Here is a 21,974-nt window from a genome sequence, read left to right as displayed (position 1 = left end):
AAGCTCTCTATCTGTCTGACTATTTGAATTCCGCTTTGAGATTAACACTTGATTCTACCAGTTAGTGTAGAACCATTGTGCGCGCATATATTGCTGCGATGCAAAAGAGCGGTCGAAATAAACAGAGAGATATTTTCAGGAATAGAGAGCTGGATGCTCAAGCGGGTCGAAGCCAGACAGGTGCGCACCGGAATGTTTGTAGAGGCGATCGAGGGTGCCTGGCAGGATCCTCTTTTGTCTAAACGAAGATTTCTCCTGCGCCGTGAAATCGATGCCCAGAAGCTTCGCAAGAGCGGCATGACAGGTGTTATCATCAACACCAGCAGAGGCCTCGACATTGATGGCCTGCCGGGCGGCAATATCGAGATCGATACCAAGGCGGCACGCGAGACCATCCAGAAATCCGTGCAGGTGCTGGAAAGTGTTTTTGGTCGACTCCAGCACGGCGACGGGATCAGCATCGATCAGGTGGCTCCGGTGATTTCCTCGGTCTCCAAGTCGATAGATCAGAATCCCACTGTCTTTTTGAGCGTTACGCGTCTGAAATCCAGGGACGAGGCGACATTCCTGCATTCCATTTCGGTGAGTGCGCTGATGATCCTTTTCAGCCGTCATCTCGGGCTTGACGAGGCAACCGTGCAGGCGCTCGGCACGGCGGGATTGCTGCACGATGTCGGTAAACTCGAAATTCCGCTCGAGATACTGAACAAGGAAGGTCCCTTGGACGAGGACGAGATCAAGATGATCCGCGACCATCCGGAAAAGGGACACGCAATCCTGTCACGCCAGGAAGGCATATCGGAGATCGTTCTAGACGTCTGCCTCAATCATCATGAGCGTATCGACGGCAAGGGTTATCCCCGCAAGCTTTCCGAAGAGCAGGTCAGCTTCCATTCGCGCCTTGCCGCGATTTGCGACGTCTATGACGCCATCACCTCCGTGCGGCCATACAGAGCGCCATGGAGCGCGAGCCAGGCATTGAAGTGGATGCTTGGCAATGAAGGGCATTTTGATCGCCGGCTCCTGAAGAAATTCGCCCTCTGCCTTTCCGTCGCCGCCGTGAACTGAAATCTACCCATCTTCGCAACAAAAGGGCCTGCACGGGCTTACAGCGCCGCGCCTCTTTTCTGACGCGCGACGCAGGCGCTGTTGCCGGAAGCTTGCGAGCTTTTTCAGATGTTGTTTTGCAGGATCGTCCGCAGCTTGCCGAAGAGCTCGTCGATGTGTTGCTTCTCGATGATCAGTGGCGGAGAGAGCGCGATGATATCGCCGGTGGTGCGGATCAGCAGGCCGCTTTCATAGGCTTTCAGGAAAGCGGTGAAGGCGCGCTTGGTCGGTTCGCCGGCGATCGGGTCGAGTTCGATCGCGCCGATCAGGCCGGTGTTGCGGATGTCGCTGACATTGGGGCAGTCCTTCAGCGAGTGCAGAGCATCGGCCCAGTAGTCGGAGAGCTCGGCGGCGCGTGTCAGCAGACCCTCTTCCTTGTAGGTGTCGAGCGTGGCGAGTGCTGCGGCAGACGCGATCGGGTTGCCGGAATAGGTATAGCCGTGGAAGAACTCGATCATGTGCTCCGGGCCGTTCATGAAGGCATCATGGATCTCGGAGGTGACGAAGACGGCGCCCATCGGAATGACGCCATTGGTCAACCCCTTGGCGGCGGTGATCATGTCAGGCTTGACGTCGTAATATTGCGCGGCGAAGGGGGCGCCGAGGCGTCCGAAGCCGGTGATGACCTCGTCGAAGATCAGAAGGATGCCATGCTTGGTGCAGATCTCGCGCAGCTTCTGCAGGTAGCCCTTCGGCGGGATCAAGACGCCGGTGGAGCCGGCCACCGGCTCGACGATGACGGCGGCGACGGTAGAGGCGTCATGCAGAGTAACGATACGTTCGAGTTCGGTGGCGATGTCGCCGCCATGCTCGGGCTCGCCGCGGGTGAAGCTGTTCTTGCCGGGCTGGTGGGTGTGCGGCATGTGATCGACGCCGGTCAGAAGCGTGCCGAACATCTTGCGGTTGGTGACGATGCCGCCGACCGAGATCCCGCCGAAATTGACGCCGTGATAGCCGCGCTCGCGGCCGATCAGGCGGAAGCGTGAACCATTGCCCTTCACCCGGTGATAGGCGAGCGCCACCTTGAGCGCAGTCTCGACGGATTCAGAACCGGAATTGGTGTAGAGAACGTGGTTCAGGCCTTCCGGGGCGATGTCGACCAGCCGGTTTGCCAGTTCGAAGGCCTTGGGGTGGCCGAGCTGGAAGGCCGGCGCGTAATCGAGTTCGCCGGCCTGCTCGCGGATCGCCTCGGTGATCTTCGGACGGCAGTGGCCGGCATTGACGCACCAGAGGCCAGCCGTGCCGTCCAGCACCTGACGGCCGTCATGGGTCGTATAATACATGTCCTTGGCGCCGACGAACAAACGCGGCTCCTTCTTGAACTGGCGGTTTGCCGTAAACGGCATCCAGAAGGCGCGAAGATCGTTCGGTGCGTTGAGGCGGTTGGACATGCTGTTCTCCTGGCCGCTGACGGCCCTTTCCCGGGGGCTTCTCGCCCATATTTTTACTGCCCGGTCAAATTATCAGGGCTTCCCAAGGCGTCAACGGGAAAAGTCCCGAAGCCCCTCCTGACGGCAGGCTCAAGCTGCTTCGCTCGATCACGGGCGAGCGCCTCGGCGCGGTCATGCTGCAAGACTTTCCGGCGAGGGGAGCAGGAAGAATATGGCTTTCAAGAAAAAAGCACGACCGGCAAATCGCAAATTTGCCGGTCGTGCCATTAAGGTTCAGGTGCTGAAATATCGCTGCCACGCCTCCGGGAACATCCCCTTGCGGCAGGGCATCGGCCGACATTCATGTCAGCGCTATCATCAAGCGGCGGATCTATTCCTGTTTTGCACGAGGTAGATGTCTTCGAGCGTTGCCAGAATTTTCATGACCGGCTCGGAGGTGCTCGAATAGTATATGGTTTGTGCGTCCCGCCGGGTCTTGACCAGCTTTTGAGCGCGCAGTTTCGACAGGTGCTGAGAGAGAGCCGACTGGCTGAGGCCGACTTGTGTCGCCAGCACGCCGACGGCGACTTCGCCCTTCACGAGGCTGCACAGGATCAGCAATCTCTTCGGGTTGGCCATGGCCGACAATAAAGCTGCCGCCACGTTCGTGTGATCGGCCAAATCAGAGGTTTCCATATGTTATCTTCCTAATGCGAAACGTACATCATGCGTGCTGGCACTGGCCCCTCAGCCGGGATTTTGACTGATGCCAAAAACTAGCAACTGGGGTCGAAGATTGTATATACCTAAATTTAAGGTATCGAGTATGCTATTTTAGATATGTTTGAACAAATGTGATCGGCATCCACAGTGAGGGTTTCGAACTCGTATCGCAGCAAAAAATCGCCGGAAATCATGTCGAAACCTGAGGGATCGATACCACAAATGCGCCAAGAACCCGATTCCGGCGCCTTTAGGTGGTCAGCGAGCCTTTCCGCCACATCGGGGTGACGTTCTACTAAATCTCGCACTGTTGCTGCCGCTGCGGCGGCGATCTCCTCATTCGCGGCCGACTGGATTACCAGATCGTTGCCATCGAGTTGGTAGGCGCGGCCGAAGCCGGCATTGAGGCTGGCCTGCTGCGGCTTGAGACGGAAGAAGAGGAAATCAGGGAAGTCGATATAAAGCTTTGCCTTGGTGTGGCGATCGAGAAAACGTGTGCGGATACGTTCGTAAAACGGGTGACCGCGCTCGACGGCTTCCGCCAGGCATTGGGTCGTCAGGCGGCCGTGGGCGAGGGGATCGCCCTTGCCGGGCTCACCGGTCAGGAGCGAGGCGCGCGGATCGCTGCCGAGCGCCCTGGTATGGGCCGACAGCTTCGAAACCAGGATGACCGGTGTGCCGTCGATATCGGTCGCTACCAGCACGCGGCTGGCGAAGGGAAAGCCGGTCTCGGGGTCGAGAACGGCAATCGCCGCGTGCCGCGCGGAGCGCAGCAGCACGCGGGCGAGCTTGCGGGCCTCGTCGTCGGTTTCGCGTAAAGGCGAGGGCTGATCTTTCATATCCGCTTTGTGGCAAAGCGGATGGAAAACATCAAGCGTCCTGCTTGCGGCGATGGCGGGTGAGGCCGGCGACGATATCCTGGGCCGAGATGGTGCCGACGATCGCACCGTTCTCGACGATGCCGATACTGCCCGGCTGGCGGGCAAGGGCATCGAGGACATCGACGAGTGGCGTCGCGGCGCGGGCCGTGGCGCTGACGCTCATACCGGCGGCAGTCTGGCCGAGGCCGGGCTGCATCACGTCGGCCGCCGTCAGCATATTGATCGGATTGAGGTTCTGCACGAAATCCGCGACATACTGATCGGCCGGGTTCTTGACGATGTCATGCGGCGTTCCGCACTGGATGATGCGGCCGCCCTCCATGATGGCGATGCGGTTGCCGATGCGGAAGGCCTCGTCGAGATCATGGCTGACGAAGAGGATGGTCTTCTTCAGCCGCCGCTGGAACTCCAGGAGTTCGTCCTGCAAGCGGGTGCGGATCAATGGGTCGAGTGCCGAGAAGGGCTCGTCCATCAGCAGGATCGGGGCGCCGGTGGCAAAGGCGCGGGCAAGGCCGACACGCTGCTGCATGCCGCCTGACAGTTCGTTGACCTTGCGGTCCGCCCATTTCGTCAGGTTCACGAGTTCGAGCTGCTCACCGACGCGGACCTTGCGTTCGGCCTCCGGCATGCCCGCGAGCTCGAGACCGAAGCCGACATTGTCGGCGACGGTGCGCCAGGGCAGGAGGGCGAACTGCTGGAACACCATGGAGACGGTGTGGGTGCGCAGGTCGCGCAGGGCTTTGGCATTGCATTTGTAGGGGTTGACGGAGCCGGTGGCGGCCGAGACTGCGACATCGCCGCGGACCACGGGCGCGAGCCCGTTGACGGCGCGCAGCAACGTCGATTTGCCGGAGCCGGAAAGGCCCATCAGCACCAGGATCTCGCCCTCCTCGATCGTCAGCGAGGCATTGGCGACACCGAGCACCAGGCCGGTCGTGGCGCCGATTTCGTCGCGCGTTTTGCCCTGGTCGACCATGGCAAGCGCGGTTTCCGGCCGGTCGCCGAAGATGATGCTGACATTGTTAAAGCTTACCGCGGTCATGCGCCGCCTCCTTCACCCGCCGTGCGGAACATCCGGTCGAGAATGATCGCCAGGATGACGATGCAGAAACCCGCCTCGAAACCCTTGGCGATATTGACGGTATTCAGCGCGCGGACGACCGGCACGCCAAGCCCGGGAGCGCCGACAAGGGCGGCGATGACGACCATCGACAGCGACAGCATGATGGTCTGGGTGAGGCCCGCCATGATCTGCGGCGTGGCGAACGGAAGCTCGATCTTGCGTAGCACCTGTATCGGCGTCGCGCCGAAAGCGACGGCGGCTTCGACGAGCGAAGGCGGCGTCGAGATGATGCCGAGCCGCGTCAGCCGGATCGGTGCGGGGATTGCGAAGATGACGGTGGCGATCAGCCCGGGCACCATGCCGAGGCCGAACAGGATCAGCGCCGGGATCAGATAAACGAATGTCGGGATGGTCTGCATGAGATCGAGCACCGGGCGCATGGCGGCATAGACCCAAGGGCGGCGGGCGGCGGCAATCCCGAGCGGAATGCCGATCACCATACAGACGAAGGTGGCGGCGAGCACGAGGGCGAGCGTCTCCGTCGTTTCCTTCCAATAGTCCTGGTTGACGATGAGCAGCAGCCCGAGACAGGTGAAGACGGCGACCGCGATCGACCGGCGCAGCCAGAAGGCGATGGCGGTGATGGCAGCGATGACGATCAGCGGATGAGGCTTCTGCAGCACGAAGAGCAGGCCGTCTATGGCGCTCGATAGCAGGAAGGCGATCTGGTTGAAGAACCATTCGCCGTTCGAGGTCAGCCAGTCCACGAAGGATTTGGCCCAGGGGCCAACGGGAATCTTAAATTCGGTGATCCAATTCAAGGGGCGCGCCTATCCAGAAAAACAACAATCGGACAAAAATGAAACGGGGCGGCGAGCCGCCCCGTTCATGTCATCAGAGACCGAGGCCGGTCTTGGCGGCCGCCAGCGCGTCGCCCTTGCCGTCGCGGGTCTTGACGCCCGCAAGCCAGGGTTCGATCGCCGAGGGGTTCGCCTTCAGCCATTCGGAAGCCGCAGCCTCCGGCTCCTTGCCGTCGTTGAGGATCTTGCCCATGATGTGGTTCTCCATGTCGAGGGAGAACGTCAGGTTCTTCAGCATCGCGCCGACATTCGGGCATTCGTCGAGGTAACCGGCCCGCACGTTGGTGTAGACCTTGGCGCCGCCGAAATCCGGACCGAATATATCGTCACCGCCGGTGAGGTAGGTCAGCTTGAAGTTGGTGTTCATCGGATGGGGTTCCCAGCCGAGGAAGACAACGGGCTTGCCGGATTTGTCGGCACGCGCGACCTGAGCGAGCATGCCCTGCTCGGAGGATTCGACGACTTCCATATCCTTCAGGTCAAAAGTGTTCTTTTCGATCATGTCCATGACGAGGCGGTTGCCGTCATTGCCAGGCTCGATGCCATAGATCTTGCCGTCGAGATCGTCCTTGTGAGCGGCGATGTCCTTGAAGTCCTTGATGCCGAGCTCGGCGCCCTTGGCGTTGGTGGCGAGCGTGTACTTGGCGCCGACAAGGTTGGGGCCGAAGGATTCGACCGACTTATCGTCGAGGTAGGGACGGACATCCTTTTCCTGTGTCGGCATCCAGTTGCCGAGGAAGATGTCGATGTCCTTGTTCTTCAGCGAGGTGTAGGTGACCGGCACCGAAAGGACCTTAACATCGGTCTGATAGCCGATGCTCTTCAGAATGACGGATGCGGTGGCGGTGGTGGCAGTGATGTCAGTCCAGCCGACATCAGAGAAATGCACCGTAGAGCAGCTGTCTGGATCTGCGGCGAAGGCGGCGGTCGCAGCGGAGAGGGCGGCGACGGCAGTAGCAGTGACGAGTTTGAATGTGCTTGTTGTTTTCATTTTAGACTCCCAGTCTTTAAGTTCCCAAGCCAACCATCAATAACCGAGTTTGACAAGCGACCTCAGTGCGTTTGCGTCGTATCGACCCATGCGATTGCGACGTCGGCGGATTTTTTCGCGACGCCCTGTTTTCGGGGCTTTCGGCGGTTTTTGAGGGTGGATTCCTGTGATTATCGCCGCCACGGGGCTTTTCTTTGCCATTCCGAGCTTTCAATAAGCCGATCAAGGAGAAATCGGATGGCAAAACTCTATTTCAACTACTCGACGATGAATGCCGGCAAGTCGACGATGCTGCTGCAGGCCTCCTATAATTATCAGGAGCGCGGCATGCGCACCGTGCAGTTGATCGCCGCCTTCGACGAGCGCGCGGGCCGGGGCGTCATCGGCTCGCGGATCGGCTTGGAGGCCAGCGCCATTCCCTTCGAGCCGCACGAGGATCTGTTTCGGCTGGTCGCGACGTTGAGCGGCGAAGGGGCGCCGATATCCTGCATCTTCGTCGACGAGGCGCATTTCATGACGCCGGTCCATGTCTGGCAGCTTGCCAGGGTTGTCGACAGGCTCGGTATCCCCGTCATGGTCTACGGGCTGAGAACCGATTTCCAGGGCAAGCTGTTTCCGGCCTCGCAGGAACTGCTGGCGATCGCCGACGAAATGCGCGAGGTGCGCACCATCTGCCATTGCGGGCGCAAGGCGACGATGGTGGTGCGACACGACGCAGACGGAAAAGTGTTGCACGAAGGCGCGCAGATCGATGTCGGCGGAAACGAGAAATATGTCTCGCTCTGCCGCAGGCATTGGGACGACGCGATGAACGGTGCCTGGATCGCCGAGCCGGTCTGAAGCCGCCTGTTTTCTTTGGCGCCGCAAGCGACTAGCTTGAGCAGGAGATTCCCTGGAGAGATCAGGTGCGCAAACCCCCGCCATTCGACGGCCAGTACGAAGTCGCAGGCAGACTTGCCGACAGCATTGCGGCGGAGGGAGCCTATTGCGTGGCTGCGATCGGCGCCTTTAGCGGTGACGAAACACGGTCGGCCGACGAGATCTTCATCGAGCAGAATGTCCGCTTCCAGGCCCATATCGCCGATGCTGCGGGGCTCGACGCCCAACTGGCCGAGCTGGTCTTTGCCCTCGACCGGCTGACGGCCGAGGTTTCGGCCGATCTCGACAGCTTCCGGGGGCTGACGCTGCGCGAGAAGATGGCCGGCTGGCTGTCGCGCCAGCGGATGTGGCGCATGTATACCTCACGTGTACGTGAGGCGCCCGTCATCGAACGGCTGCTCGATCTTTTGGCGAAATCGGACGCGCTCGCCAGGCTGATCGCCGGCCAGCGCGCCTTGCTCACCGAACGGCACAAGGCAGCCGAACTCAGCCTCGTCGACATTGTCGAGCAGCGGCGCCGGCTGGTCGTTTCCATCGATATCGCCCGCCTCAAGATGAAGGAGCTCAATGCCAAGGCGCTGACGACGCAGGGCCGTATCGGCGTCTATGGCAACAGGGCGCATTGGGAGCAGATGGAGGCGGAGCGGCGGGCGTTGAAGGCGGAGGCCGAGCGGATTTCCGCCGGCGAGCACGAGATGCGCGACGATAGCCAGCGGCGCGAGCGCTTCATCGGCCTGTTCCAGGCTTTTGTCGATTCGCTGAACGGCCGGATCGCCGCCTGCAACGTGCTGCTGCGCAAGCTGATGATCGATGTCGAGGAGCGGCTGATCATCTACCAGGCGCAGGTCGATACCGACCGGCCGGGCATGAAGATGCGGATCAAGCCGGAACTCTTTCCCGATATCGCCGCGCCGATCCGGCTGTTCGAAAAGGGCATGCTGGTCGCCCAGGATCTGGAGCGGCGCAAGAGCCGCGCCGATCTCGAATTCGCCAGGAGGTTTCCGACCTATGCCGAGCCGCTGCCGGCAAAATCGGGAGCACCTCTGATCGACGCGGCGCGCAGGTCCTTCCGTTTCAACCTGCCTTTCCTGCGTTCCTGATCGCCGGGCGCGTTGCGCGCCCTTTTTCGCCATAACTTCAATCCGAAAAATCGAGAGGCTCTTGTTGTGCTCGGGCCATCGAGCGCATATGTGGAAGCAGCGGGGCGGCAATGTCCCGATGTTCGCCTCGCCCTGACAGGAGACGACGATGCTTGACCGGATTGCCGGTTTTTTCAGGCTGATCGGCCAGACGATCGGCCGCTGGGCCCGCCTGTTTGCCGCTTGGGCCTTCTGGCCTTTTCTTGCCGCGCATGGCTGGTATCAGCGCCGGAGCTGGATGATCCGATTGCCGGTCATCGCGTTCGTGGCGCTGTTCGTCGTGCTTTACGGCTATTTCTTCTGGCAGACGCAGATCTGGACGAATTTCAACACCGCCTTCGTCGACCAGTACCGGCTTTCCGAACGCAAGGTTGCCGCCGGGCAGGACGTGCCGGTCGCTGAAGGAGCCGATGCGACCGCGCCAAAGACCTGCCAGCGCTCGGCGATCGTCGACGTCGCGGCCGATCTGACCGATTTCAATGTCAACCAGAACGCATGGATTTCCTCCATGCTGCTCTACAAGATGGGCTTCTTCGGCATCGACTGGGATCACACGCCCTTCCTCGACAACAAGGCGTCGTTCCAGCGCGGCGTCAACCAGGCGGTCCGGCGGACCTCGGTGGAGCTTGTCGACACGCTCGGGCGCGTGCGCGGCACATCGGGTATCAACAACGACTTGCAGCGCGCGCGGGGCAATCTGCAGTTCGACGAATATAGTTGGTATTTCGGGTTCAATCCCTTCGGGCCGAAGACGCCGACGCCTTCCTATTACCGCTCGGCGATCGGCAGCCTGCGCAAGTTCAACACTGATCTCGCCCTCTGCAACGCCATTTTCGATGGCCGTGCCGACAATCTGGTGCAGTTCATCGACCGCATCGCCAACGATCTCGGCGGCACCTCGGACATGCTTGCCGAGCGCTCGGAAAACCACAATCGCGGCTGGTTCGATACCCGCGCCGACGACCGGTTCTGGTTCGCCTACGGCCAGCTCTACGGCTATTACGCGATCATGGCGGCTGCCCAGGCCGATTTCTCGCAAGTTGTGTCGGAGCGCAATCTCGGAGCGATCTGGGGCGGGACCATGCGACAGTTCCAGGCGGCGCTGCGCATCCAGCCGGCGATCATCTCGAACGGGCGCGAGGATGGCTGGATCATGCCGAGCCATCTCGCCACCATGGGCTTTTATATTCTGAGGGTGCGCTCGAACCTCGTCGAAATCCGCTCGGTGCTCGACCGCTAGTGCCGCGCGTCCAACAGACGAGCTAATCAGGCGTTATCGCTGTCGAGTCAGCGAAACGCCGTGTTGTCCTCGAAGCCGACGACACGCAGTTTCTCGACGAATTCATAGGTGATGCCGACGATGCCGCTGCCACTTTCATCGTCACGGAAGCGGCCGACGCTGCGCACCACCTTGTAGCCGCCAAGCCGGTTGTCGACACGATAGACAAAATGGAAACCGGCGCGGTGAAGGCTCGCCTCTTCGAAGGTTTGCGCGATGAGGCTGCGGTCCTCCTCATGAATGCGCGACATCAGCTCTGTCAGATTGACGGGGCCGTCGCTGTAGGGGAGATCGAAGATCGCGTGCACATCCTCGCTTGCAAAGAAATGTCCAGTCTCGATGTCGATGCGCCAGAAGCCGAAAAGGCGATAGGCAGCAAGCATCTGGACAATTTCCGCATCGGTGATGCCGATGTGGGCGCGGGATTGCGCTGTCTTGTCAATGACGGGCTGTTCGAAACGAAGAGACACGATTCCCCCAGATCACGGGACGACGTGCCGACTCTCTTCTGATGCCTCAGTTGATCAGCTTCAATCGAATTGCCTTAGCTACCAACTGGGTGCGGTTGACGCAATCGAGTTTTTTGATCGCGTTCGTCATGTAGGCGTTCACCGTATGGTCCGAGAGCGCCAGGATCTGGCCGATTTCGATCGAGGTTTTGCCTTGGGCAGTCCAGCGCACAACTTCTAGTTCGCGAGTCGACAGCGCGTTATGCGCGCATTCCTCGTTGCGTTTGACTGCATTGTATGCATCGAGTGCATGCAGAATGATCATTGCCAACTCATTGATCTCGCTCTGGCCGAGTGCGACGCGGTCGCCGCAGAACCAGAAGACCAACCGTTGGCCATCGGCTGCGATGGTCGGCATGGCGACGCCTGCCGGTATGGCATGGCGCAGCATCAGGGCACGCAGTTCGGCAGGAAAGGCCTGACCATTGACGGTGTCGTTGAGGTGCCAGACCGGCGGCACAGCGGACTCTCTCAGCCGCACGCCAAATGGACAACCGCGCATCATGTGGGCGCGATCAAACTCCCTGACATAGGCGGCCGGAAGCGAACTCTCGATCAGCAGCGGTTTCAAAAGAAGGTCTTCGGGAGAAGGGGCGTGCATCAGCGTCGCATGCGACAATCCGAAGGCTGTGGAGATTCTGCCGAGCGCCTGTGCAAAGAGGCCACGTGTTCGTGCAGTCGCAAGCTCTGCCGAAAGCAATGACTGTCTTTCAGAGGTAGTCATGTAAGACATTTGTACGCCTCCGGCAGCCCCAATGTTACCGCTATCAAACACAGAAAAGCGGCGGGATGCTAGTCCCAACCGACTTGGCGCAAGCCGATTCATTCAAATTGTGAAAAATTAGTCACAGTAGATCGCGTCTTGGTTGAGTTTCGACTTGCAAAAATAGCGTTGCGGTATCTTTGGCTTCCGCGTGGCCGCAGAGCGATGGATCTCACGCAGCTGGACAGGAAGAGAATCACTTCGGGAAAGAGGTTGGGCGGTAACCACCAGCGAAATCTGGCTTGCTGCGGTTCGGTGCAATTGCTAATCGTAATCTCATGTATAACTGAGGCGATTTAATCGTGCGCTTTGCAATTTTTGTTTTTAGCAAGCATCTGTTTTTCCTTATATTACTTGCCCTGTTATTTTTGAGCTTGCCGATCGGTGCCGCGATCTCACAGGCTGCCGAGAAGAAGAAGCAGGCGGGGCAGGCGCCAATGCGTTTCATCATCGTACGAAGCCTCCTCTGCATGGAAGACTGTCCTGAATGGATATCGGCAGAGGGGCGCATAACCACCGATACTCCCGGCCAGCTCCGAAAAATTCTGAAGAAAATCGGGGATCGGAAATTGCCGGTGGTCTTTCAGTCGGAAGGTGGTGAGGTCGATGCTGCCTATGCGATGGGCCGGATGATCCGCAAGGCCGGTCTGGAAACAGCCGTAGGAGGCACGCGACTGAAGGATTGCCCAGCGGACGATACGCGCTGCGCCGCCGCTATCGAAAAGGATGGCAGCTCGGTCGGCGTCACCTATTCGGATGGCGCATACTGCTTTTCCGCATGTCCTCTGGCTTTCGCCGGCGGTACCTCGCGCGTCTCGTCGCAATGGGCTTTCATCGGTGTCCACCAGATCACGACTGTCTACAAGAGAGAGCGTGTCTCCTATCGCATCGAATACAAGATCGTGAATGGCAAGAAGACGGAAATTTCCCGCAAGGAGGTTGGACGCAAATCCGCGGGGCAGAGTAGTTCCACTAAACTTGGAAAGAAGGCGGCCGCTGCCCTGACGGGCTATTTGAAGGAGATGGGCGTCAGTGCCGATCTGATCGGTTTGATGATGAGTACCCCTCCTGATCGCATCACTATCGTACCGCCAGCAGATGCACTTCGCATGGGGCTGAACACCGACATGTTGGCTTACAATGAGTGGCCGGGCATGCCGCTCTGCGTGGCGGGTGCAGCCACTGATGCCGCCTGCCACGGCCATTCGGCGGTCGAAGCGGCTGGGGCGCCCGCAACTGCAGACACAAGCGAGAAACAGCCGACAACCCTGCCGATGGACTTTCTCCTGATGTATCATGGCAATTGCCAGGAGGAGTGCACGCAGTGGATTTCTGCGGAAGGAGACATCACGCCGGATACCCCGGCTCGGCTGGCGGCAATCTTGAAGACGCTCGGCGAAAGAAAGCTGCCGCTCGTTCTTCAGTCCAATGGCGGGGACATGGATGCGGCTTTCGCGATGGGGCGTGTGATCCGTGCGGCAGGTCTGGAGACCTCGATTGGCAGAACGCGGTTGCCGAATTGCCCGACGCTCGATCCGCGTTGCAAGGCGAGCATGGCCAAAAGCGGTCCGACGGAGGGGGAGGTCTCTGCCGGCGGTGCATACTGCCTTTCGACCTGTACTCTCGTCTTGATGAGCGGAACGCCGCGGATTGTCGGATATTCCGATATCGGCCTTGTCAGACCCACGACGGCTGAAGATAGGAAATTCTTCGCCTATTTCGACGAGATGGGCGTTAATGCCGAGTCTTTCGAGACGATGATGCTCGCGACCTCGATTGAGCGAAAGAATATTCCTCGTTCTCAGGCGCTCGAGCTTGGCATCGTCAACGGGATCATCCCTTACGGTGATGAGCCCGGTGATCGCCTATGTGGACCCGATGCCAAGGAAAGTCTTCGATGCCCCAGAAAAGCTGAGGCAGAGATCGCTCCTGTTGCTGCGGCCTCGAATTGATGCGGAAAAGAACGCCGGTGTGCCCACTCACTGACGTGGGACAATCAGTTCGTCGTCCCTTTACCCCTTGTCCTTCAAATCATTTTTCGACGTCACGCTCATCAGCTTCTCCAGGAAGCCGAGCATGACGGCGGAGGCGACGAAGGCGAGGTGCATGAAGGTCAGCCACATGATCTTGCCGTCGGCATATTTGTCGGCATTAAGGAAGACCTGCAGCAGATGGATGGAGGAAATGGCGACGATCGAGGAGGCGACCTTGATCTTCAGGCTGCCTGAATCGAGCTTGCCGAGGAAGGAAACCTCGTTGTCAGCCTCACTGGCCTCATCGAAGCGGCTGACGAAATTCTCGTAGCCCGAGATCATCACCATGACGATCAGGCTGGCGACGAGGGCTGCGTCGATCAGACTGAGCATGGCAAGGATCATCTCCGCTTCGTCGAGCTCGAAGACGCCGGAGGCGATCTTCAGGAGCTTGTAGGCGAAGGAAACGGCATAGACGGCGAGCGCCGCTACCAGGCCGATATAGAAGGCGACGAGGAGCCAGCGGCTCGACAGGATGATGCGCTCAATGATGAGTTCCAGTGACTTCATGTTTTCACCCTGTGAAACCGCAATCGTTGACCGCCACATAAACGCCCAGCGTGGCTGCCGCAAGGCGTGGCGCTATTCACACTTCGCCGATATTTCGCTATCTCGATAAGGGGAAAACAACGACTCTGCGTCCGCGGAGGTCGGACGGGAGACATCCATGCCAGCCATCAAATCCGATATCGAAATCGCGCGCGCAGCTGCCAAGAAGCCGATCTTCGAGATCGGGGCGAAACTCGGCATTCCGGTTGAGCAACTCGCTCCCTATGGTCACGACAAGGCGAAGGTCAGCGCTGAGTTCATCGCGGCGCAGGCAGGCAAGAAGGACGGCAGGCTGATCCTCGTCACTGCGATCAATCCGACACCGGCGGGTGAGGGCAAGACGACGACCACCGTCGGGCTCGGCGACGGGCTGAACCGGATCGGCAAGAAAGCCATCATCTGCATCCGCGAGGCTTCTCTCGGCCCCTGTTTCGGCGTCAAGGGCGGGGCGGCCGGCGGCGGTTATGCGCAGGTCGTGCCGATGGAAGACATCAACCTGCATTTCACCGGCGATTTCCATGCGATCACCTCGGCGCACAATCTGTTGGCGGCGATGATCGACAACCATATCTACTGGGGCAACGAAGAGAATATCGACATTCGCCGCATCACCTGGCGGCGGGTCATGGACATGAACGACCGGGCGCTCAGAAGCATGGTCTCCTCGCTCGGCGGTGTCGCCAACGGTTTCCCGCGCCAGGGCGGGTTCGACATCACCGTCGCTTCCGAGGTGATGGCGATCCTCTGCCTCGCCACCGATCTCAAGGATCTGGAGCGGCGGCTCGGCGACATCATCATCGGCTATCGCTTCGACCGCACGCCGGTGCATGCGCGCGACCTGAAAGCCGACGGCGCCATGGCGGTGCTCTTGAAGGATGCGATGCAGCCGAACCTCGTGCAGACGCTGGAGAACAATCCGGCCTTCGTGCATGGCGGACCCTTCGCCAACATCGCCCATGGCTGCAATTCGGTAACGGCGACGAAGACGGCGCTGAAGCTCGGCGACTATGTGGTGACGGAAGCAGGCTTCGGGGCCGATCTCGGAGCGGAGAAATTCTTCGACATCAAATGCCGCAAGGCCGGGCTGAAACCGGATGCGGCGGTCATCGTCGCGACCGTCCGGGCGCTGAAGATGAATGGCGGGGTGAAGAAGGAGAATCTCGGCACCGAGGACGTGGCGGCGTTGAAGAAGGGCTGCGCCAATCTTGGACGGCACGTCGCCAATGTGCGCCGGTTCGGCGTGCCCGTCGTCGTGGCGATCAATCATTTCGTCTCGGATGCCGACGCCGAGATTGCGGCGGTCAAGGAATTCGTCTCAAGACTCGGCGCCGAGGCGATCCTCTGCCGCCACTGGGCGCTGGGTTCGGCCGGCATCGAGGAACTGGCGCACAAGGTGGTGGAACTGGCTGAATCCGGCCAAGCGAAATTCCAGCCGCTCTATGGCGACGACATTTCGCTGTTCGAGAAGATCGAGATCGTCGCCTCGAAGATCTACCATGCCGGCGAGGTGACGGCCGACAAGGCGGTGCGCGACCAGCTACAGACATGGGAGGAGCAGGGCTACGGCAATCTGCCGATCTGCATGGCGAAGACGCAATATTCCTTCTCCACCGATCCGAACCTGCGCGGCGCGCCGGAAGGCCATGTCGTCACCGTGCGGGAGGTGCGGCTTTCGGCGGGCGCCGGCTTCGTCGTCGCCATCACCGGCGAGATCATGACGATGCCCGGCCTGCCGAAATCGCCGTCGGCGGAGCGGATTTTCCTGAACGATCAGGGTTATATCGAGGGCTTGTTCTGATCTTCAGAACGCTTGCTCATCTGTTCGACGGCCTGATTCAAGCGTGAACCGCAACTCGTTGAAATGATTAGTGGCAATAGCGATAGCCGCCCTTCCTCTCGATGACGTCGAGATGGAAATGGGTCTCGTGGGCCGCGTCGCTTTCGGGGTCGAGGACGGTGGTGAAATAGAGGCAGCCGGCGGCGCTGACGGTGCGCTGGAAGGCGCCGGTGAGCGTCGGATCCTCGCGGCGGGAGCGGACGGCGACATCCTCGCCCTTTTCGAAATGGAAGCTCGCAATATCGATGGCGTTGCCGCGGGCATGTTCGGAGATCTTGCCTGTTCCGGCGCCATTACGCAGGCGGCACATATAGGCCGTTGCCTGGTTGACGGTGGTGATGCGGCCCTGCTCCGGCAAGGCGGCGGAGGCGGCCGGGATGACGCTCTCCTTCATCCAGCGGGCAAGGGCGAGTGCTGCCGGGCAGCGGAGCGTCGCTTCCGGCTTCAGGCTGATGCCGGGCAGGGCTTCGGAGACGATGATCGGTTTGTCGATGCCGCAGCCGTTGCCGTCGTCGATGCGCGGCGTTTCCTTGAAGGCGACGCCCAAGGCCCGGAGTGTGGCCGTGCATTCGGCGTGCTCGGTGTCGCTTTCGGGTTCGATCGTCAGATGCTGTTCTTCGAGCGTCTGCTCGGCTGGCGGCTTGTTTTCTTCAGTCGGGGTCTGCGGGCTTTCGAGCTTGCCCGGGGGCAGCGGCGGGCCTTGCATGGGTTCGGCCGGCGCAGGCTGTGCCGGTTCGGCCCCCGGCGTCGACGACTGGCTCGGTGCCTCCGGAGCCTTTACATCAGGTTTCGGCTGAGGGGCCGGCACCTCTTCAGGCGCGGGCGGTTCCGCCTCCGAAGGCGGGACAGAGGTGGGGCTGCTCGTCTCGCTGGCATCGGGCCGAGGTTGGGGCAATGGACCTTGTGGGGGCAAGCGGGCGCCGGCAAGAAAGGCGGTAGCGGCGATCAGGATCGCCAGTATCGAAAGTTTTCTCAACGCATCCGATTCCCTGCTGCCGATAGTTAGGGATAATGCGCGAGGGCGGTTTTCGTTGCAAATGCGCAACGTTTAGGAAGATCGTTAAAACTTGATAATATTATTCAACATAAATCGCCGGATTATGTTGACAATAGAACTCATGTTTTTTATGCGGCAAAAAGAATGCGAAATTCTGCGTCGCCTTCATCCGCAAAAGCCCAGCCAGCCCCTCGAGCGTTTGACGCGCCACGACCAGCCAGCCCGGTAATCATCATTAGAGGGTAGGTTATGATCGTCCGGCATTGGCGTTCGGTTTTGTTGGTCTGCACGGCAGCCACAGTTGTTTTTCCTGTTTCGCAGTCCTTCGCGCAAAGCGCTCCGGCAACGACGCCGCAAGCCACCGCAGAAGACAGCACCGTCCTGCAGAAGATCGTCGTCAAGGGCAAACGCGTGGCGCCGGGCAGCGTCGCCGACACGCCGCTTGCGACCGAGATCACCGCCAAGACGCTCGAAGAGAAGCAGGTCACCAATTTCGACGATATTGGCCGCAGCGTCGATGCAGGTGTGAACTACTCGCGTGGCGACGCGGGCTTCAACCTGCGCGGCCTCTCCGGCGCTCGCATCCTGACCACCATTGACGGCATTCCGATCCCGTATATTTCGAACAGTTCGCGCCAGGGTGCTTTCGCGCCGGCCAACGCCAATGGCGGCGGCGATACCTTCGATTTCGATTCGCTGTCGTCGCTCGATATCGTGCGCGGCGCAGATTCGAGCAAGGGCGGCTCGGGCATGCTCGGTGGCGCCATCGTTCTCAATACGCTCGAGCCGGAGGATCTCATTCCCGAAGGCCGGGATTGGGGTGCGATCGTCAAGTCGACATATGACAGCGAGGATCGCAGCATTTCCAGCTCGGCCGCCGCTGCCAAGAAGATCGGCAACACGTCGATCCTGTTTCAGGGCGGCTACCGCAAGGGCCATGAACGCGACAATATGGGCGACAACGACAGCTATGGCCGCTCTCGCACCGAGGCGGATCCCGCCGATTTCGACCAGCACAACCTGCTCTTCAAGCTGCGACAGGAGCTGGAAGGCGGTCATCGCATCGGCCTGACGGCCGAACGCTTCCGCCGCGATCTCAAGACCGACCTGCGCGAGCTCCAGGGCGGCACGACGCCGCGCAACTTCCGGATCGACAATTATGACGGCCGCGAACTGCGCGACCGCGACCGCGTTTCTCTCGATTACGATTATGAGGCGCAGTCTTCCGACGCATTCTTCAGCAGTGCGCGCGCAACGCTTTATTGGCTGGATTTGAAGAAGGAAGCCGGCAGCCGGGGCCGTACGACCGCCAATGTGGCCTATGGCCGTAACAACCAGATAGAAAACGAAACCTGGGGCTTCAGCGGCACGGCGACGAAGGATTTCGAATATTCCGGTCTCAGCCACTCCGTTCGCGTGGGCCTCGACGTCGGCATTTCCAGCTGGAGCCAGTATAGCTGGGCACTTTGCCCGACGCCCACAACGTGCCCGGCGCTGAACAACCAGGCGGAAGTGCCCAATGTCGACAGCCAGAACCTGGGGCTGACCTTCGAAGACAAGATCGAAATCGGCAATACCGGCTTAGCGTTGACACCCGGCTTCCGCTTCGACTGGTTCAACTACAATCCGTCGACCGGCGGAAGTTTCGCAAGCAATACCGGGCTTACTCGTTTCGGGGACCTGAACGACCGGACGGAAGCCGGCCTATCGCCGAAGATCCTTGCCACATATGACCTGACGCCCGACGTGCAGCTTTACGCACAGCTGGCCGTTGGCTTCCGCGCACCCACCGTGGACGAGCTCTACAGCCGCTTCTATAACCCGACGGGCCGCTACGCCCAGCTCGGCAATCCCGATCTGGAGCCGGAAATCGGCCGCGGCGTCGAAATCGGCGCCAATTTCGACACGGGCGATTTTACCGGTCGGGTTGCGGCTTTTCACACCCGCTACCAGAACTTTATCGAGACGGTGACAAGCCGGGACGCGACCGGCTTTACGGAGTTCAACTACACGAACGTGTCTGCGGCCACAATTTCGGGTATTGAAGCCAGTGCCGTCAAGACATTCAACAATGGCATCAACCTGCATGCGTCGCTTGCCTATGCCTATGGCCGCAACGAGGATACGGGCAAATACTTGCGATCGGTTGCTCCCTTCAAGGCGATCATCGGCGGCGGTTGGAGCAACGACAACTACGGTTTCGATCTTTCCTCGACGCTCTCGGCAGCCATGCCTGACGACGATGTTGCGACCACATTCGATGCGCCCGGTTATGGTGTCGTCGATCTGACGGCATGGTGGACGCCGGAACAGTTGAAGGGTCTGCGTATCCAGGGGGGTGTCTACAACATCTTCGATCAGGAGCACTACAACGCGCTCGCCGTGCGCGACGTCAACCTGACCTCGGTGACTGCGTCGCAGCCCCAAGAATGGTATTCGGAGCCGGGCCGTACGTTCAAGGTGTCGATCACCAAGACTTTCTGATCGCGATCGCGCTTTCTAGGCTGGGGGAGGGCGGCTTTCGGGCCGCCCTTTTTCGATCCCGCAATCGCCTCTTGCGCAATGGCTGATCTCAGGCTAACAATTTTTCATGATCAAGTCCTTGAACATTGCTGTTTGGTGGTGGGTTCGCTAAGGCGGCCTCGACCAATCGTGTCCAAAGACGACGAGTGAGCCGCCCGAAACTTCGAGGCGGCTTTTTTGTTTTATGGCCGCCTGTCGTCCGGGCCCCGATAACGGAGTGGAACAATGGTAACGATCCTGCGGGATGATGGTGCGGAAATCTACGAGACCAAGGGCGGGATATCCGTCACGCGGCAGCGGCGGGCGATTCCCTACGGCGATGCGGTCTCTTCCTATGTCGACAAGCTCGACGAGCGCCGCGGTGCGGTGTTCTCGTCGAACTACGAATATCCGGGCCGATACACGCGTTGGGATACTGCCGTCGTCGATCCGCCGCTCGGCATCTCCTCCTTCGGGCGCGACGTCTGGATCGAAGCCTTTAACGAACGTGGCGAAGTGATCCTCGGCTTCGTAACCGAGCGGCTGAAGACGGTGGCCGACCTTGTGCTCGGCGCTTCCTCTGCCCGTCGCCTCGACCTGACCGTCAAGACACCGGACCGGGTGTTCACCGAGGAAGAGCGCTCGAAGATGCCGACGGTCTTCACCGTGCTGCGCGCCGTGACCGATTTGTTCTATTCGCAGGCGGATGCGAGCCTCGGGCTTTACGGCGCCTTCGGCTACGACATCGCCTTCCAGTTCGACGCGATCGATCTGAAGCTGACGCGGCCCGCCGACCAGCGCGACATGGTGCTCTACCTGCCGGACGAGATCCTCGTCGTCGACAATTATGCCGCCAAGGCCTGGATCGACCGTTACGATTTCGAAAAAGGCGGCGTTTCGACCGAGGGCAAGGCCCAGGATATCGCGCCCGACCCCTTCCAGCATACGGATTCCATTCCGCCGAAGAGCGATCACCGGCCGGGCGAATATGCCGATCTTGTCACCAAGGCGAAGGAAAGTTTCCGCAAGGGCGACCTCTTCGAAGTCGTGCCGGGGCAGAAGTTCATGGAACGCTGCGACAGCAAGCCTTCCGATATTTCCAGGCGGCTGAAGGCGATCAATCCGTCGCCCTATTCCTTCTTCATCAATCTCGGCCATCAGGAATATCTGGTCGGCGCCTCGCCCGAAATGTTCGTGCGCGTTTCCGGCCGCCGCATCGAGACCTGCCCGATCTCGGGCACCATCAAGCGCGGCGACGATCCGATTGCCGACAGCGAGCAGATCCTCAAGCTTTTGAATTCGAAGAAGGACGAATCCGAACTCACCATGTGCTCGGATGTCGACCGTAACGACAAGAGCCGGGTGTGCGAGCCGGGCTCGGTCAAGGTGATCGGCCGCCGGCAGATCGAGATGTATTCGCGCCTCATCCACACGGTCGACCATATCGAGGGACGGCTGCGCGACGACATGGATGCCTTCGACGGTTTTCTCAGCCATGCCTGGGCCGTCACCGTCACCGGCGCCCCGAAGCTCTGGGCGATGCGCTTCATCGAAAGCCATGAAAAGAGCCCACGGGCATGGTATGGTGGGGCGATCGGCATGGTCGGCTTCAACGGCGATATGAACACCGGCCTGACGCTCCGCACCGTGCGCATCAAGGACGGCATCGCCGAGGTGCGCGCTGGTGCTACGCTGCTGAATGATTCCATTCCAGAGGAAGAAGAAGCCGAAACCGAACTGAAGGCCTCCGCCATGCTTTCCGCCATCCGCGATGCCAAGACCGGTAATTCCGGCAAGATCCAGCGCGACGTCGCAAGCGTCGGCAAGGGTGTCAGCATCCTGTTGATCGATCATGAGGACAGCTTCGTTCACACGCTCGCCAACTATTTCCGCCAGACGGGGGCGACGGTTTCGACCGTGCGCACGCCGGTGCCGGAGGAAATCTTCGACCGTTTGAATCCCGACCTCGTCGTGCTGTCGCCTGGCCCCGGAACCCCCAAGGATTTCGACTGCAAGGCGACGATCAAGAAGGCGCGGGCGCGCAATCTGCCAATCTTCGGCGTCTGCCTCGGCCTGCAGGCGCTTGCCGAAGCCTATGGTGGGGAACTGCGCCATCTGGCCCTGCCGATGCACGGCAAGCCATCGCGCATCCGCGTGCTGGAGCCGGGCATCGTCTTCTCCGGCCTGTCGAAGGAGGTGACGGTCGGCCGCTACCACTCGATCTTCGCCGATCCTTCGACGCTGCCGCGCGAGTTCATCATCACGGCGGAAAGCGAAGACGGCACGATCATGGGCATCGAACATGAGAAGGAGCCGATCGCCGCGGTGCAGTTCCACCCCGAATCGATCATGACGCTCGGCGGCGATGCCGGCATGCGGATGATCGAGAATGTGGTGGCGCATCTGGCGCGCAAGGTGAAGACCAAAGCTGCCTGAGCGCAATTCCACCTCTCCCTTCCTGCTTTGCGGGAAGGGAAAGGCGGGTCAGCGGC

Annotated in this window: 18 protein-coding genes; 8 read left to right on the top strand and 10 right to left on the bottom strand. The window is 60.2% G+C overall.

The window, feature by feature from the left end:
- Nucleotides 1-153 precede the first annotated feature (153 nt).
- Complete coding sequence (locus FHT79_RS08415) at nt 154-1,068, top strand: HD-GYP domain-containing protein (RefSeq protein ID WP_047614315.1); 915 nt, start codon at nt 154-156, stop codon at nt 1,066-1,068.
- Nucleotides 1,069-1,172: 104 nt separating this feature from the next.
- Here the strand turns inward: FHT79_RS08415 and FHT79_RS08410 are convergent, their stop codons facing one another.
- The 6 genes from FHT79_RS08410 to FHT79_RS08385 all read right to left on the bottom strand — a co-directional run bounded on the left by FHT79_RS08410 (nt 1,173) and on the right by FHT79_RS08385 (nt 6,995).
- The gene (locus tag FHT79_RS08410) at nt 1,173-2,498 is read right to left on the bottom strand and encodes an aspartate aminotransferase family protein (RefSeq protein ID WP_183903235.1); all 1,326 of its coding nucleotides are present in this window, start codon (nt 2,496-2,498) and stop codon (nt 1,173-1,175) included.
- A 357-nt stretch (nt 2,499-2,855) separates the two neighbouring features.
- Nucleotides 2,856-3,173: a metalloregulator ArsR/SmtB family transcription factor gene (locus FHT79_RS08405; RefSeq protein WP_003561417.1), complete on the bottom strand. Its 318-nt coding sequence runs from the start codon at nt 3,171-3,173 to the stop codon at nt 2,856-2,858.
- Between the two features lie 116 nt (nt 3,174-3,289).
- Complete coding sequence (locus tag FHT79_RS08400) at nt 3,290-4,039, bottom strand: pyridoxamine 5'-phosphate oxidase family protein (RefSeq protein ID WP_183903234.1); 750 nt, start codon at nt 4,037-4,039, stop codon at nt 3,290-3,292.
- Between the two features lie 31 nt (nt 4,040-4,070).
- Nucleotides 4,071-5,123, bottom strand: a complete 1,053-nt coding sequence (choV, locus tag FHT79_RS08395) for a choline ABC transporter ATP-binding protein (RefSeq protein WP_029867902.1) — start codon at nt 5,121-5,123, stop codon at nt 4,071-4,073.
- Nucleotides 5,120-5,965 carry a choline ABC transporter permease subunit gene (gene choW, locus FHT79_RS08390; protein ID WP_024319499.1) on the bottom strand — a complete coding sequence of 282 codons (846 nt, stop codon included), beginning with the start codon at nt 5,963-5,965 and terminating at the stop codon, nt 5,120-5,122. The genes choV and choW overlap by 4 nt, the downstream gene beginning before the upstream one ends.
- 73 nt (nt 5,966-6,038) lie before the next feature.
- The gene (locus FHT79_RS08385) at nt 6,039-6,995 is read right to left on the bottom strand and encodes a choline ABC transporter substrate-binding protein (protein WP_183903233.1); all 957 of its coding nucleotides are present in this window, start codon (nt 6,993-6,995) and stop codon (nt 6,039-6,041) included.
- A gap of 237 nt (nt 6,996-7,232) precedes the next feature.
- On the opposite strand from FHT79_RS08385, the gene FHT79_RS08380 reads away from it, so the two are divergent.
- The 3 genes from FHT79_RS08380 to FHT79_RS08370 all read left to right on the top strand — a co-directional run bounded on the left by FHT79_RS08380 (nt 7,233) and on the right by FHT79_RS08370 (nt 10,253).
- On the top strand, nt 7,233-7,835 hold the full coding sequence (locus FHT79_RS08380) for a thymidine kinase (protein ID WP_047611321.1): 603 nt from the start codon (nt 7,233-7,235) through the stop codon (nt 7,833-7,835).
- 65 nt (nt 7,836-7,900) lie between these two features.
- Nucleotides 7,901-8,974, top strand: coding sequence for a hypothetical protein (locus tag FHT79_RS08375; RefSeq protein ID WP_183903232.1), 1,074 nt, complete (start codon nt 7,901-7,903; stop codon nt 8,972-8,974).
- A 148-nt stretch (nt 8,975-9,122) separates the two neighbouring features.
- Nucleotides 9,123-10,253, top strand: a complete 1,131-nt coding sequence (locus FHT79_RS08370; RefSeq protein ID WP_183903231.1) for a DUF2333 family protein — start codon at nt 9,123-9,125, stop codon at nt 10,251-10,253.
- A 47-nt stretch (nt 10,254-10,300) separates the two neighbouring features.
- Here FHT79_RS08370 and FHT79_RS08365 read toward each other — a convergent pair whose 3' ends face one another.
- Nucleotides 10,301-10,762 carry a PAS domain-containing protein gene (locus FHT79_RS08365; RefSeq protein ID WP_132572758.1) on the bottom strand — a complete coding sequence of 154 codons (462 nt, stop codon included), beginning with the start codon at nt 10,760-10,762 and terminating at the stop codon, nt 10,301-10,303.
- 46 nt (nt 10,763-10,808) lie between these two features.
- Nucleotides 10,809-11,534 carry a LuxR family transcriptional regulator gene (locus tag FHT79_RS08360; protein WP_183903322.1) on the bottom strand — a complete coding sequence of 242 codons (726 nt, stop codon included), beginning with the start codon at nt 11,532-11,534 and terminating at the stop codon, nt 10,809-10,811.
- A gap of 332 nt (nt 11,535-11,866) precedes the next feature.
- On the opposite strand from FHT79_RS08360, the gene FHT79_RS08355 reads away from it, so the two are divergent.
- The gene (locus FHT79_RS08355) at nt 11,867-13,516 is read left to right on the top strand and encodes a hypothetical protein (protein ID WP_132572755.1); all 1,650 of its coding nucleotides are present in this window, start codon (nt 11,867-11,869) and stop codon (nt 13,514-13,516) included.
- Between the two features lie 60 nt (nt 13,517-13,576).
- On the opposite strand, the gene FHT79_RS08350 is transcribed toward FHT79_RS08355, so the two are convergent.
- Entirely contained in the window at nt 13,577-14,107 is a 531-nt protein-coding gene (locus FHT79_RS08350) for a TIGR00645 family protein (RefSeq protein ID WP_080759844.1), read from the bottom strand.
- A gap of 157 nt (nt 14,108-14,264) precedes the next feature.
- Between FHT79_RS08350 and FHT79_RS08345 the strand changes: the two genes are divergently transcribed.
- Nucleotides 14,265-15,944, top strand: a complete 1,680-nt coding sequence (locus FHT79_RS08345) for a formate--tetrahydrofolate ligase (protein ID WP_183903230.1) — start codon at nt 14,265-14,267, stop codon at nt 15,942-15,944.
- Nucleotides 15,945-16,011: 67 nt separating this feature from the next.
- Here FHT79_RS08345 and FHT79_RS08340 read toward each other — a convergent pair whose 3' ends face one another.
- On the bottom strand, nt 16,012-16,959 hold the full coding sequence (locus FHT79_RS08340) for an extensin family protein (RefSeq protein ID WP_183903229.1): 948 nt from the start codon (nt 16,957-16,959) through the stop codon (nt 16,012-16,014).
- 270 nt (nt 16,960-17,229) lie between these two features.
- Here FHT79_RS08340 and FHT79_RS08335 point away from each other — a divergent pair, with 270 nt between their 5' ends.
- On the top strand, nt 17,230-19,464 hold the full coding sequence (locus tag FHT79_RS08335; RefSeq protein ID WP_063474511.1) for a TonB-dependent hemoglobin/transferrin/lactoferrin family receptor: 2,235 nt from the start codon (nt 17,230-17,232) through the stop codon (nt 19,462-19,464).
- Between the two features lie 264 nt (nt 19,465-19,728).
- A complete protein-coding gene (locus tag FHT79_RS08330) occupies nt 19,729-21,918 on the top strand; it encodes an anthranilate synthase (RefSeq protein ID WP_029867915.1) in 2,190 nt (729 codons plus the stop codon).
- Nucleotides 21,919-21,974: the final 56 nt, after the last annotated feature.

The sequence above is a fragment of the Rhizobium sp. BK212 genome (assembly GCF_014197475.1).
In the GTDB taxonomy this organism is placed as follows: domain Bacteria; phylum Pseudomonadota; class Alphaproteobacteria; order Rhizobiales; family Rhizobiaceae; genus Rhizobium; species Rhizobium anhuiense.
The sequence above is the reverse complement of the archived record's forward strand: the minus strand, read 5'-3'. Positions and strand labels throughout refer to the sequence as shown.

Coding starts and splice junctions, on each gene's coding strand:
- FHT79_RS08415 (WP_047614315.1), top strand. CDS start 154: ATGCTCAAGCGGGTCGAAGCCAGACAGGTGCGCACCGGAATGTTTGTA.
- FHT79_RS08410 (WP_183903235.1), bottom strand. CDS start 2,498: ATGTCCAACCGCCTCAACGCACCGAACGATCTTCGCGCCTTCTGGATG.
- FHT79_RS08405 (WP_003561417.1), bottom strand. CDS start 3,173: ATGGAAACCTCTGATTTGGCCGATCACACGAACGTGGCGGCAGCTTTA.
- FHT79_RS08400 (WP_183903234.1), bottom strand. CDS start 4,039: ATGAAAGATCAGCCCTCGCCTTTACGCGAAACCGACGACGAGGCCCGC.
- choV (WP_029867902.1), bottom strand. CDS start 5,123: ATGACCGCGGTAAGCTTTAACAATGTCAGCATCATCTTCGGCGACCGG.
- FHT79_RS08385 (WP_183903233.1), bottom strand. CDS start 6,995: ATGAAAACAACAAGCACATTCAAACTCGTCACTGCTACTGCCGTCGCC.
- FHT79_RS08380 (WP_047611321.1), top strand. CDS start 7,233: ATGGCAAAACTCTATTTCAACTACTCGACGATGAATGCCGGCAAGTCG.
- FHT79_RS08370 (WP_183903231.1), top strand. CDS start 9,123: ATGCTTGACCGGATTGCCGGTTTTTTCAGGCTGATCGGCCAGACGATC.
- FHT79_RS08360 (WP_183903322.1), bottom strand. CDS start 11,534: ATGTCTTACATGACTACCTCTGAAAGACAGTCATTGCTTTCGGCAGAG.
- FHT79_RS08350 (WP_080759844.1), bottom strand. CDS start 14,107: ATGAAGTCACTGGAACTCATCATTGAGCGCATCATCCTGTCGAGCCGC.
- FHT79_RS08345 (WP_183903230.1), top strand. CDS start 14,265: ATGCCAGCCATCAAATCCGATATCGAAATCGCGCGCGCAGCTGCCAAG.
- FHT79_RS08335 (WP_063474511.1), top strand. CDS start 17,230: ATGATCGTCCGGCATTGGCGTTCGGTTTTGTTGGTCTGCACGGCAGCC.
- FHT79_RS08330 (WP_029867915.1), top strand. CDS start 19,729: ATGGTAACGATCCTGCGGGATGATGGTGCGGAAATCTACGAGACCAAG.